The sequence below is a fragment of the Cytobacillus firmus DS1 genome (assembly GCF_000565285.1).
GTDB classification, from domain to species: domain Bacteria; phylum Bacillota; class Bacilli; order Bacillales; family Cytobacillaceae; genus Cytobacillus; species Cytobacillus firmus_A.
The window spans coordinates 343,561-356,360 of sequence record NZ_APVL01000002.1; the positions used below are offsets into that span (position 1 = coordinate 343,561).

The following is a 12,800-nucleotide window of genomic DNA, read 5'->3' on the forward strand; positions in this document are numbered from 1 at the left end:
TTTCAGGAAAATATCTGGAAAATTTATTGATAATTGACCAATATTCAGAGCACAATAAAAGTATCGACTTATAGCTGGTGGTAATGAAATGAAAAAACTCAGTAAACTAGAAGCGGTTTTTTGGAGTATTGCATTGCCAGGTTTTAGCCAATTATTGGCGGGGCAGCTGTGGAAGGGGACATTGTTTGTCGTCCTTGAATTTATCATTAATGTATACAGCCATTTTAATTCGGCTATCATGTTCAGTTTTATGGGCGAAATTGATAAAGCTGTTCATGTCCTTAATTATCAGTGGCTCATGTTTTACCCTTGTCTTTACATGTTTGCAATGTGGGATGCATACCGCAGTGCTATGCCGGAAAATGAAGAATTATCATTCCTTCCATTTGTATTCAGTGCCTATTTTGTCACAGTAGGACTTATGTACTCAACAAAACTTAAATTGTTTGGAATATTTTTGGGGCCGGTCTTTCTTCCTATGATCTTTGTTATTCCGGGTGTATTAACCGGTCTTTTGATCAGATGGCTCATTTTGAAATGGAGAAAGCACCAGGTGCAAGGTTAAGGCGTCACATTCTTATATAGAAACGTTAATCATTTTAATCATTAATGAAAAAAGCTTTCGCACACTACTCAAATTAGTGTTTGTTAAAGCTTTTTTTTCTTTTTTAAATAAATTCTTTTTTATAACCCCCAAAAATCACTTTCATGATACCGTACAGTTGTAATGAACAAAGCGGCCGCTTGTGATTAAATCATGAGGTGAAATCATTGAAATTTTTATCCAGCAAAGAAATGAATAAAATGGCAAAGAGTACACTGGCATTAGTGATTGCAGGAGCATTCACATTTTCAGGAACAGGAGCCTTTGCAAGTGAAATAAGCGAAGAAGCAGATTTTGAAACAGTTGAACTAATAAATGATCAATCAGCCGAAGCGATAGCTGAAACAGATAAAGCTGCAGCAGAATCCATTGACGATGCTAAAGAAAAGCTTGATGGAATCGAATCAGAAACACCATCTTTATTGCCTGGAAGCTTTTTCTACTTTGCAAAGCTTGCTTTGGAAAAAGTAAAGCTTGCTCTAACTTTTGATGATGTTAAAGAGGCAAAACTGCTTGCCGAATACGCTGCAGAGCGTATGGCTGAAGCGGAAGCGCTTTTTGCTGAAGGCAAGGAAGCAGAAGCATTAACAGCAATAGAAAAGGCATTGGAACAGATGGAAGATGCAGAAACCATCGTTGATGATGCTAATGAAGACTCTGAACAATCTAAATCAGATGATGAGAACACCAGTGATCTAATCAGTGAAGACAAACCTGCTGAGGATGAGTCATCTGAAGAGGATGTTCAGGCTGATGATGATGCCGCCGGCGAAAGTTCTTCAGATAATAACTCAGGGGACAAGGAAACCGAAGAAGAAGTGAAAGAAATACTAGCACAAAATATCATTGCCCTGAAGGCAAATCTGACAAAGTTTTCAGAACGGTTTGACGAAAACCATCCTGCTATTTTAGCGATGCAAAAGAACATTGATAAGTTCACTGAAAAATGGTCTGACCAATTGATCGGCCTGGAAAAAGAATATGCTGGAAATGATCAGGATGGGCAAGCTGCAGGAGAGCCTGCATCAGTTAAATCTGAAGAATCTTCTTCAGACATGGAGTCAGCAGACGACTCAGCGAAAGAGATTGATGAATCAGCTTCTGAAGAAGAAGCTGTGACACCTGCAGTTCCAGTGAAGGTGTCTAAAGAATCAAAAGATGCAGCCAAGGCTGAAAAGAAAAAGGCTCATGAAGAAGCAAAAGTATTAGAAGCCAAAAAGAGAGCCGAAGCAAAGGCTGCACGTCAAGAAGCAAGAAAAGCAGAAAAGGAAGCACGCGAAGCAGCTAAACAAGCTGAAAAAGAAGCCCGTGAGGCAGCTGGGAAAGCAGCAAAAGAACAGCAGGAAAAGAAAGTTCAGGAAAAACAGGCTGAGGCAAAGAGCCAGGCAAGCAAGGGACAAAAGAGAGCTGAACAAGCAAGAGGTCAAGGGAAAGAGAATAAAGGCAACTAATTTTAGCTGGAAAAGAAAGCACTGCAAGGCTTTCTTTTCCATAGCCGATAAAACCACCCTAAAAAAATTAATCTGGACACCGTATGGTATAATGTGTTTTGAAAAGAGGTGGGGCTATTGCTAAGCTTATTGTTTATGGCTAAGAAGCGGAAAAGATCGCTCGAAAAAACGGTAGAGTTAATACAGCAGGGAGATACAGCATTAAATAATGAGCTAATAGAGTCATATAAGCCGTTTATTGCTAAAACAGTATCATCAGTATGCAAGAGATATATTCATGAATCTGATGATGAATTTAGCATTGGCCTCATAGCCTTTAATGAAGCAATTCAAAAGTACAGTCCTGATAAGGGAAGTTCATTGATCAGTTTTTCTGAAGTGCTGATAAAAAGGCGGGTTATTGATTATATCCGCAAGCAATCCAAATTTCAGAATCTCAGTTTTAATGGAGTCTCTAAACTGGAAGATGATGATACTGCCGGCTCGGCAATAGAAGACGAATTGTCCATTGAAGACTACAGGAAAAAAACGGATGAAGAGCTGAGGAAAGAAGAAATTATCCAGTTTACGCTAATCCTTCAGGAATTCGGACTTACCTTCAGTGATTTGATCGAACAATCCCCAAAACATGCGGATGCACGAAAAAATGCGATGACTATAGCCAAAATTCTGGTTGAAAATGAAGAACTCAAAAGTATTCTTTTTGACAAGAAAAAGCTGCCGATAAAGCAGCTGGAGGATTATGTATCTTTAAGCAGAAAAACAATAGAGAGAAATAGAAAATATATAATTGCCATATCACTCATATTAACTGGCGATTATGTCTTTTTAAAGGATTATATCAAAGGGGTGTTGGAAACGTGAAAACAGGTATAATCATGGAGATAAACGAACGTTTTTTAACACTATTAACCCCGGAAGGAGAATTTCTGCGTGCCCGAAAACAAGATCGGGCATATGCAATAGGCCAGGAAATTGCATTCTTCCCAATAGAACTGAAAAACGGAAAGTTGCCGCGTCCACTATCTATTTTTAGTTTGTCCAGAGGAAAAGGATTAATGGCAGCAGCATTCGCGATGATGCTCGCAATCGTGTCTTTTCTGCCGTTCCTTCAAAATGACGAAGTGTACGCTTATATGTCAATAGATGTTAATCCGAGTATTGAATTAGGAGTCAATCAGGAATATCAGGTAGTAGAACTCATTCCTTATAATGAAGAAGGAAAACTTATTATCCAGAACATCAAAAACTGGAAAAAGAACAGTATTCATGAAGTGGCTGACAAAATTCTCCTTCAGATAAAAAAGCAGGGCTATTTTAAGGAAAATAAAGAGGTAGTCATTGCTGCCGTTTATACAGAACAGAATAAAGAAGCGGATGAGCGCATTCAGAAAGAGTTAGCAGATATAAAACAAGCTGCACAGAAAGAGCTGCTTGAAGTAACTTTACTCGAAGCAAGTGAAGAGGAAAGAGAAGCTGCTATTGAAAAAGGGCTTTCACCTGGATTATATAAAGAAAATAAATTAAAAGCTGACACTGACAAAAAAGAAAAACCTGAACCTGTAAATCCGGTTAAACAGACAGATAAAGAAATCCATCCTCCGCAAAAGCCGGCAGATAATACGCAAAGCCAATTAAAAAAGCAGGAGAAAGCAGAAGATAATAAAGAAAAACCTGCTGTTCCAGGGCAAATAAGGAAATCTGAGAACCAGCAAAATAACATCGGTAATAACAAAGGAAATAATCCTGGAAAAAGGCACGATAATAAAGAAAAGAAAGATCAAGGAAATAACATAAAAGCCCAAAAACATCAAAATCATCCAAGCGAAAAAAAAAATAATAAAGCTAATGAAAAAAGAAATAACCCTGAGAGAAATCCCAAAGAAAAAGATAATGGGAAAAACAGTGGCGGGAATGGTCATGAGAAAAATCAGAAAAATAGTGACATTCCCAATAAAGGCAGAGGAAACAATCAAGGGAAGCATAATGATAAAGGAAATCGATAAAAGCAAAGTCCGGAGCATGCTCCGGACTTTTTCCATTTATATTAAGTTATTATTGATTGTTCTGGCCGGACATTTGGGCCTGGGCTTGCTGGACAAGCCGCTTAGTAATTTCTCCGCCTACAGATCCGTTAGCCCGGGATACAGTATCAGAGCCTAATTGAACACCAAATTCCTGGGCAATTTCATATTTAACCTGGTCCATGTATTGTTCAATACCAGGAACTAAAAGCTTATTGCTGCTTCTTGCCATTGTATTCAACTCCTTTTTATTGGTCTTACAGAGTTACCATGCCTCTGTATTTGTAGTATGAATTAAAAAGAAGTTTTCATAAGTGGTAATATTTCGGCATAAGCAGCATGGTTATTTTGCACAGGCAGCCTCTAAGAGGATGTCTGCGATGTGAATTGCTTTAATTTTATGCTGCAAACCTTCCCGTTCGATCCCCAGCTTCATCTGCAGAAGGCAGCCTGGATTAGAGGTCACGATCACTGCAGCATTTGCTGACTTGGCCTGAATCATTTTATGATCAAGTATTTGCATAGACATTTCAGATTCAACAATATTATAAATACCGGCAGAACCGCAGCATCTGTCCGCATCTTTCATTTCCCTGAATTCAATGCCCCTGATTGAATTCAGAAGGGTACGAGGTGCTATGGAGGTTTTCATGACATTGCGCAAATGGCAGGAATCCTGATAGGTTACGACCTGGCCCGGAAGCTCAAGGTGAACTTTTTTATGAAATTCAAGTTCAAATAGAATTTGGCTGATATCTTTGAGTTTTTCCGAAAACTTTACAGCTCTTTCATGCCATTCCCGGTCATCTTTAAGCAGGTGGTCATAGTCAATAAGGAATGCACCGCATCCTCCTGCATTTGTGATGATATAGTCTGCGCTCAGTTTTTCAAAAGCTTCTATGTTCCGCTTTGCCAGATCTTTAGCTGTCTGCTTTTCACCGCTATGACCGTGAAGAGCACCACAGCAAGCCTGATTTTGAGGTATATGAATTTCACATCCGGCAAGCTGGAGAAGCTTTATTGTTGCATTATTGGTTTCAAGGAACATCGTGTCCATTAAACACCCGGTAAAAAAAGCGGCTTTCTTTACTGGCTTTTCTGCTGGGAAATAGGATGGTCTATTTTTCATTTCTTTTAATTTTGGTACTTGAGGAAGTACCTTTTCCATTGCACTGAAATTTTTTGGAAGCCAATTCAGCATCCCTGTTTTTCTGGCGGCCGATTGCAGGCCTGAACGCTGATAAAAGCCCAATAGCCCTGCAGCTGCCCTCATTCTGTTCTGATGGGGGAAAAGCCCGTTAAAGACCAAATTGCGAACCGCTCTGACCGGAAGTGAGTGTTTCTTATTCTGGTTAATAATATCCCTCGCTTCTTCCAGCAAGTGTCCATATTTTACCCCAGAAGGACATACAGGTTCGCATGCCCGGCAGCCCAGGCAAAGATCAAGAGATCTCTCAACATCTTCATCCGGTTCAATCAATCCGTCAGCAACAGCTTTCATTAATGCAATCCGTCCCCTTGGAGAGTGCGCTTCTTTAAAGCCTGACTCGACATAAGTTGGGCATGAAGGGAGACAAAAGCCACAGCGCATGCAATTCAGGAGCTCGTCTTCATCCATTCGCTTCTCAAATTCTTCCTGAATGACACTCTGTTCTTTTAATGTTGTCATTGTGTAACCACCACACGTTTTCTATTGTCCTTGGCAAAAATTTTGCCGGGATTAAGAATATTATTGGGGTCTAAGCCAGTCTTTACAGCCTTCATGGCATCAATTCCTGCCTGGCCGAGTTTCAGCTCCAGATAAGGAGCTTTCATGACTCCTACTCCATGTTCTCCTGTTATAGTTCCTCCGAGCTCTATCGCCTTGATAAAAATCTCTTCAAAAGCTTTTTCAACCCGTTCCATTTCATTTTTATCCCGGGCATCTGCAGGGCATGTCGGATGAAGGTTTCCATCACCGGCATGGCCAAAGGTACAGATGGAGAGCCCGTATTTTTGGGAAATTTCATTTATGGCATTTACCATATTGGCAATTTCAGATCTTGGCACTGTAGCATCTTCAAGAATGGTTGTCGGCTTTAAGCGTGCAAGAGCCGATAAGGCGGCACGTCTTGCTGTCCTTAGGGCTTCGGCTTCTTGTTCAGATTTTGCAAGCTGTACCGATACAGCTCCTTGCTTTTGACAGATTTCAGCCATTTTTTGCATATCCTTTTCCACAACGTCAACCGGCCCATCCTGTTCGATAAGAAGTACAGCTTTAACATCAGTCGGCAAACCGATTTGTGCGAAATCTTCTACTGCTTTTAGTGTTGGCTGATCTAAAAATTCAAGCGTGGCCGGAATGATTTTTTCAGCGATGATCTTTGAGACGGATTTCGCAGCTTGTTCCAGATCCTGAAAGAGAGCAAGCATTGTCTGTTTTGCTTCTGGAAGCGGGATTAACTTTAATGTGGCTTCCGTAATAATTCCTAAAGTTCCTTCAGATCCAACCAGCAGCCTGGTAAAATCATATCCAGCCACATCCTTAGCAAGCTTGCCTCCCGTTCTGATAATGTCTCCGTTCGCAAGTACAGCTTCCAGCCCCATCACATAGTCCCTTGTAACACCATATTTTAATCCGCGCAATCCGCCAGAATTTTCATTGATGTTTCCGCCGATTGTGCTTATCTTCATTGAACTGGGATCAGGGGGATAAAATAGCCCTCTTGCTTCAACCTGATTAATCATATCAAGCGTGATAACACCCGGCTGTACTGTAGCTGTCAGGTTTTCTTCATCGATTTCAATAATTTTATTCATATGCTTAAACAGGAGAACAATTCCGCCTTCTGTAGGACAGGTGCCTGCACATAAATTGGTGCCTGATCCTCTTGGTACGATTGGAATTCCTCTGCTGCTGCAAATTTTGAGGATTTGGGAAATTTCCTGAGCGTTTCGCGGACTGATCACCGCATCGGGCATGGATTGGAAATTAGGAGTTGCATCATAAGAATAAACGAGGCACCCGGCTTTTGAGTCATCATAATTTTCTGCGCCAACAATCGCGACAAATTTTTCTTTTATTTGAACGTCAACCAAATAAATCCTCTCCTTTACTAGCAGGCTGGCAATATCTATTCTTTAAGTATAAAAAAAGCAGGGAGCACCCTGCTATAGATAAATATACAAATATTAAGATGTGTTTTAATTATTTTTTGTGCCTTCCTCCAAAAGCTTTACAGCTATGAATAATTTCATTAAATCATTCAAATTTGAAGGATACAGTCCTGAAAGCTCTGATATTTTCTTTAGCCTGTAATGAAGGGTGTTTATATGTATATGCAGGGCCTCAGCAGTATTTTTCAAAGAGTGATTTTGCCTGAATAGTTCCTTAAGAGTAACCATAAGATCCTCTTCAAACATAAAAGTTCCGATGGTTCTTTCTATAAAGTCCTTCTTAGTTTCCGGAGAAAGGTCATCAAATATCATTTCAATGGTCAAATCCTGATCAAATATGATGGTGCCCCGGTCTTTTGCGATTTTCAAAGCTCGTTCTGCCTGCATAAATGATTCGGACAAACTGAAGGGAGGCAATGGTTTTCCGGTGCCGATACTTACTTTGGCAGCGAGCAGGTTTTCCAGAAAACGATGGAATCGTGTGATCTTTTCCCTTATGCTGCGATCTTTTTCTGCTGAAGAAACCCCGGCTAAAAGGACAATTCGATCATTGCCCCAGCGAATCAGAATATCATTGGAACCTGCTTCTTTCCAGGATAAAATTCTGTTCCAAAGATCACGATGAAGCAATTGGCTATGTTGCCTGAATTCTGCGATAGTTGCCTGTCTATCCACTGAAAGATTTATTTTCAGCAGGTGAGCACGTTCTTTGAATGCTGGATCCCACTCTTTAGTCTGCAGCCAGTCAAACATAAAGCCTTCCATTGCACGGGCCTGCCAATCGAGCTGCTCTGCAAAGTAACTTTCGCTGATAAACAACTCTGTCAGTTTGCGGATGATTTCTGCGAATGGGGAAATTTCATCTGGATTTCCGGTAATGCCAATAACACCAACTGTCTCCCCTTTAAAAAAGATAGGCAGGTTAATGCCCGCTTTTACACCCTGAAGGCGTGATTGATCTTTCCTGGTAATAATCAGCTTTTCTTTATGTTTTATAGTAAGCAATGCTCCTTCATGAAAATTGCCTATTCTGCCGGCGTCTGTGCTTGCAATGATTACTCCGCAGGTATTGGCAACTATGATATCTTCCTGTAGAAACTGACGCACTTCAGCTATGATTTTTTCAGCCAGATCAGGCAGCAGCATATCAAATCTCCCTTTGGTTTTTGATTTTATTATATATAAATAAAAAACTTCCTGCGAATTTTCTAATATCCCTTTTAAAAACCGGGTATATTCATTATGATAAGGGTTAGAAAAATTTTGAAGGGGACAGGTATGATATGTGGAAGGACGTAAGAAGCTGGCTTGATAAACTAACACCTGCCCAAGTAATATCCGGATATTATTTATTGGCAGTATCTGTATCGGTACTTTTATTAAGAATACCGGCTGTACATAAGCCGGGAGTGGAGGTTGCATTTATTGATACGGTTTTCACTGCTGTAAGTGCAGTCAGTGTTACCGGTCTGACAGTGGTGGATATATCAGAGACATACAGTGTTTTTGGTTATTTTGTCATCATGTTCATCCTTCAGTTTGGCGGAATAGGGATCATGGCGCTGGGCACCTTCTTTTGGCTCCTGCTGGGCCGCAGGATTGGATTAAGAGGGCGCCGCCTCATAATGGTCGATCATAATCAATATGCCTTGTCAGGACTAGTCAATTTAGTCAAAGAAATCATTAAAATAATATTGGTGATTGAAACGCTGGGTGCCCTCATATTGGGTTTTCATTTTCTTAAATATTATCCGGCATGGGATGATGCATTCCTGCACGCGCTGTTCGCATCTGTCAGTGCAACAACTAACGGTGGCATGGATATAACGGGAGCCTCTCTTAAACCTTATGCCGGCGATTATTTCGTGCAGCTGATCAATATTATTCTGATTACGTTAGGAGCTATAGGTTTTCCTGTCCTTATCGAATTAAAGCAATTTTTATTTCGGAATAAATGGGAGCAGGAGCCATCTTTTCGATTCTCCTTATTTTCAAAATTGACGACTGTTACGTATGCAGCTCTTCTTGTGTTTGGAACGGTTATTCTGCTCATCATGGAATTTAATCAATATTTCAAAGGCATGAACTGGCATGAGAGCTTCTTTTATGCATTCTTCCAATCCGCTACCACCCGGAGCGGCGGTCTTTCAACTATGGATGTTAACGAGTTTACAATGCCTACACTCGTCATAATGAGCATTTTAATGTTCATCGGGGCGTCACCCAGTTCTGTCGGCGGGGGCATCAGGACGACTACCTTTGCTGTAAATATCCTTTTTATCTATCACTTTGCAAAAGGAAACAGGGATATAAAAATATTTAAAAGAGAAATTCATGAAGATGATATTCTAAAGTCTCTTGCCATCACACTGCTTGCTATTGGAATGTGTTTTTTCTCTGTAGTCATTCTAAGCATTACAGAAAAGCAGATGGAGCTTATTGAAATTATTTTCGAGGTCTGTTCAGCTTTTGGAACTACGGGCCTTTCGTTAGGAATCACACCTGATTTATCAATGATTGGGAAATGTATCATAATGGCCTTAATGTTTATTGGAAGAATTGGATTAACCTCTTTCTTATTTATTATAGGCGGAAAAGAAAAACAGCCAAATTACCATTATCCAAAAGAGCGAGTTATCATTGGCTAAAAAAGCAGCCCGGAATATTTTTTTCCGGCCTGCTTTTTTTTAGAATTTCCTGCAGTTAGATGAGTACGCTCCGATCTTTTGAAGCCAAAGGCGATTCCTATTTTCAATCTGTTCCGCGGCTGACATCCTTAGTCGGATGCATGAAAGGGTAGGCTTGGGGCGGCTTTTTGCTTTCAAGGAGTTCTTTGTTTTCCGTTGTATTCCAGCCTATATCATTTGTAGGATGAATCCATTCGTCTCCAGCCATAACTGCGGGATCTGTTTCATCACTCCAGTTTTCCAGCGGTGAACTCTTTGAAGAATAATGACTATCCCCAATGGTTACGCCAAAAGAATTCTTGAAAGGCGGCTGAAGCTTCATGCCTGTGTCCTTAAAGCTCGGAGCTTCAATTTGATGTGGAAGTGTCTCGTCAATGCCAATGCTTTTCTTATCTTTATTCTTATTATTAGTCACAGCGCTCATTCCTTTTTACTCTATTTTTTGCACTGCAGTAAAATTTATGATTGTAAAATAAGGAAGACTCAGTTAGGAATGAAACCGTGTTTTTTACTAAAAATAAAGCTGTGTTAAACCTGAAAAATGGATTTAGCACTATGGAATATATTTCAGGAGGAGATTTGGATGGCTAAACGAAAAGCTGAGTATAATGCCGTTGAAAAGTACAGCAAGACGCCTAAGAGGAACCTTCAGGAATCGGAGTTTTCAGCAGAATTTAGCCAGGGAGAGGATCCCATGAAAATGGCTAACCGCAACTCCAAGCATGGTAGAGAGGGAAGAGCCTAGTGGATCAAAATAAATCACGAAAACAAGGCCGGCAAAACGCCTCTGCCAATGTAGAATTCGGCATGGAGTTTGGTGATATAAATGCCGGAAAATTTTATGAGCTGCCCTTTATGAACCGTGATAAAGATAAAAAGAAAGATCGGGATAAATGCTAAAAAACCGGCAGTTTTCTGCCGGTTTCTTCGTTATTGTAAAGGACCCGAAAAGATAGAGACTGTTTCAGAACTTGAATCGAAATAGGCAAGAAGAACAGAGTCTTGCTTTTCAATTAATCCCTCGTTAATATACCTTTCGATATCAAAGGATAATCTTTCACTTAAGGTATGTTTGTATATTTCTTTTTCATTCAGCTGAAGGTTTAAGAAGCTTTCTCCCAGCTGGTTTGGGTTTTCGAGCAGAGACTGGTAAAGCTTTGATCTTTCGGATTTTTCAAAGCTTGGCTGCCACCATGGTTTTCTGGGCTTATATTTTTGTTTTGAAATATAATCGAACTTCATTAGTCCTTCTGCTATATCCAAATCAGCAATTTCTTTTGATTGCAGAAATTCAAAAAGGCGTTTGAAAAGATCCTCAAGCTGATGCCCTATTCTGGACCATCCTTTTTGCTCCCAATAACTGCCGAATTCCTGGAAGAAATCGAAAGGAGTCGGAAAAACTTTTGTAACTAAATATTCAACAGTCGCATCCATTCTATGGTCATTCCAGTATTTCTCTAATACATCTTCAACCTGTTTAATGCGAATGATATCATCAAAGGACAAAACATTATTTCCTAATATTTCATATGGTGAATGGTCCATATAAATATATTGATGATCTTCTGCTCTTAAGCGAAGCCCCGTGCCTCTCAGCATTTTTAAGAAGCCGAGCTGGAGCTCTTCGGGCCGCATGGCAAATACATCGTTAAATGTTTTTTTGAATGAATCATAATCTTCCTCAGGCAGTCCGGCAATTAAGTCGAGATGCTGATCGATTTTTCCTCCATCCTTTACCATTGTGACTGTTCGGCAAAGCTTGTCAAAATTCTGCTTCCTCATGACCAATTCATTTGTATAGTCATTTGTCGACTGTACGCCAATTTCGAATCGGAACAATCCTCGTGGTGCTTCCTTATTCAGAAATTCAATTACCTCAGGTCTCATAATATCTGCAGTGATCTCAAATTGAAAGACAGTTCCCGGCAGATGCTCATCAATCAAAAATTGGAACATTTCCAAGGCATAACTGCGGCTAATGTTGAATGTGCGGTCCACAAATTTTAGCGTTTTTGCACCATTCTTCATTAAATATCGGATATCGTCCTTGATTTTTTCCCTGTCAAAGTACCGCACACCTACTTCAATAGAGGAAAGGCAAAACTGGCAGCTGAATGGACATCCCCGGCTGGTTTCTATATAAGTGACACGTTTAGAAAGGTGGGGAATATCTTCTTCAAAGCGGAACGGTGAAGGCAGATCGCGCAAGTCCAGCTTATTCCGCTGTGGATTAATGCGAACCTGGCCGTTTTCCCTGAAAGCAAGACCATGCACATTTTCCATATTCATGGTGCTGTTCAGCTCCGTCAGCAGCTGTTTGAAGGTTTCCTCACCTTCTCCGATCACAATGTAATCAAATTCTTGTATATTGTTCATCCAATCTGCAACATCATAAGTTACTTCTGGTCCTCCGACTACAATATGAATGGAGGGATCAATCTTTTTTATCATCTTAATGACCTTAATGGTTTCCTCGATATTCCATATATAACAGCTGAATCCGATCACATCAGGCTTTTTGCGGATCAGATCTGTAACGATATTCATTACTGGATCTTTAATTGTATATTCGGCTAGTTCCACATCGAAATCCGGCTGAGCGTAAGCCTTTAGATAGCGGATCGCTATATTTGTATGAATATATTTGGCATTAAGCGTACTGGCGATAACTTTCATTTATTTCTGAACTCCCTTTTTAGCAACTTAAACATCATATAATTGTATCATATTTTTGACTGAAAAAAAGGAAGTAAAACATTAACATATGTTTGGGCAAATGAACTATACTAATTATTGTAATATTTATAAAAATACAACAATTCACATTATAACTATAGTAAGATAGTAGAAAATAAAATATTTAGCTGGGAGAGGGAAT

The 12,800-nt window shown here is 39.9% G+C and carries 13 protein-coding genes; 7 read left to right on the forward strand and 6 right to left on the reverse strand.

Annotated elements, in window-relative coordinates; all coding sequences use genetic code 11:
* The first annotated feature begins 88 nt into the window (after positions 1-88).
* The 4 genes from PBF_RS04130 to PBF_RS04145 all read left to right on the forward strand — a co-directional run bounded on the left by PBF_RS04130 (position 89) and on the right by PBF_RS04145 (position 4,061).
* Complete coding sequence (locus PBF_RS04130; protein WP_035327452.1) at positions 89-565, forward strand: hypothetical protein; 477 nt, start codon at positions 89-91, stop codon at positions 563-565.
* A 197-nt stretch (positions 566-762) separates the two neighbouring features.
* Entirely contained in the window at positions 763-2,055 is a 1,293-nt protein-coding gene (locus tag PBF_RS04135) for a DUF5667 domain-containing protein (protein WP_235192193.1), read from the forward strand.
* Positions 2,056-2,172: 117 nt separating this feature from the next.
* On the forward strand, positions 2,173-2,919 hold the full coding sequence (sigI, locus tag PBF_RS04140; RefSeq protein WP_035327459.1) for an RNA polymerase sigma factor SigI: 747 nt from the start codon (positions 2,173-2,175) through the stop codon (positions 2,917-2,919).
* On the forward strand, positions 2,916-4,061 hold the full coding sequence (locus PBF_RS04145) for an anti-sigma factor domain-containing protein (RefSeq protein WP_035327461.1): 1,146 nt from the start codon (positions 2,916-2,918) through the stop codon (positions 4,059-4,061). Before sigI ends, PBF_RS04145 begins: the two co-directional genes overlap by 4 nt.
* Before the next feature lie 49 nt (positions 4,062-4,110).
* On the opposite strand, the gene PBF_RS04150 is transcribed toward PBF_RS04145, so the two are convergent.
* The 4 genes from PBF_RS04150 to PBF_RS04165 form a co-directional block, all read right to left on the reverse strand.
* Entirely contained in the window at positions 4,111-4,311 is a 201-nt protein-coding gene (locus PBF_RS04150) for an alpha/beta-type small acid-soluble spore protein (RefSeq protein WP_009331086.1), read from the reverse strand.
* A 111-nt stretch (positions 4,312-4,422) separates the two neighbouring features.
* Positions 4,423-5,748, reverse strand: coding sequence for a (Fe-S)-binding protein (locus PBF_RS04155; RefSeq protein ID WP_035327463.1), 1,326 nt, complete (start codon positions 5,746-5,748; stop codon positions 4,423-4,425).
* Positions 5,745-7,157: a glycolate oxidase subunit GlcD gene (glcD, locus tag PBF_RS04160; protein WP_035327465.1), complete on the reverse strand. Its 1,413-nt coding sequence runs from the start codon at positions 7,155-7,157 to the stop codon at positions 5,745-5,747. The genes PBF_RS04155 and glcD overlap by 4 nt, the downstream gene beginning before the upstream one ends.
* A gap of 105 nt (positions 7,158-7,262) precedes the next feature.
* Positions 7,263-8,381, reverse strand: coding sequence for a CdaR family transcriptional regulator (locus PBF_RS04165; RefSeq protein ID WP_035327467.1), 1,119 nt, complete (start codon positions 8,379-8,381; stop codon positions 7,263-7,265).
* A 137-nt stretch (positions 8,382-8,518) separates the two neighbouring features.
* Here PBF_RS04165 and PBF_RS04170 point away from each other — a divergent pair, with 137 nt between their 5' ends.
* Entirely contained in the window at positions 8,519-9,883 is a 1,365-nt protein-coding gene (locus tag PBF_RS04170; RefSeq protein ID WP_035327469.1) for a TrkH family potassium uptake protein, read from the forward strand.
* Between the two features lie 103 nt (positions 9,884-9,986).
* Here the strand turns inward: PBF_RS04170 and PBF_RS04175 are convergent, their stop codons facing one another.
* Complete coding sequence (locus PBF_RS04175; RefSeq protein WP_035327596.1) at positions 9,987-10,337, reverse strand: DUF3905 domain-containing protein; 351 nt, start codon at positions 10,335-10,337, stop codon at positions 9,987-9,989.
* Positions 10,338-10,505: 168 nt separating this feature from the next.
* Here PBF_RS04175 and PBF_RS26385 point away from each other — a divergent pair, with 168 nt between their 5' ends.
* Positions 10,506-10,667, forward strand: a complete 162-nt coding sequence (locus PBF_RS26385; RefSeq protein ID WP_200870009.1) for a hypothetical protein — start codon at positions 10,506-10,508, stop codon at positions 10,665-10,667.
* A complete protein-coding gene (locus tag PBF_RS26390; RefSeq protein ID WP_200870010.1) occupies positions 10,667-10,822 on the forward strand; it encodes a hypothetical protein in 156 nt (51 codons plus the stop codon). The genes PBF_RS26385 and PBF_RS26390 overlap by 1 nt, the downstream gene beginning before the upstream one ends.
* 30 nt (positions 10,823-10,852) lie before the next feature.
* Here PBF_RS26390 and PBF_RS04180 read toward each other — a convergent pair whose 3' ends face one another.
* Positions 10,853-12,598: a B12-binding domain-containing radical SAM protein gene (locus PBF_RS04180; protein ID WP_035327471.1), complete on the reverse strand. Its 1,746-nt coding sequence runs from the start codon at positions 12,596-12,598 to the stop codon at positions 10,853-10,855.
* Positions 12,599-12,800 lie beyond the last annotated feature (202 nt).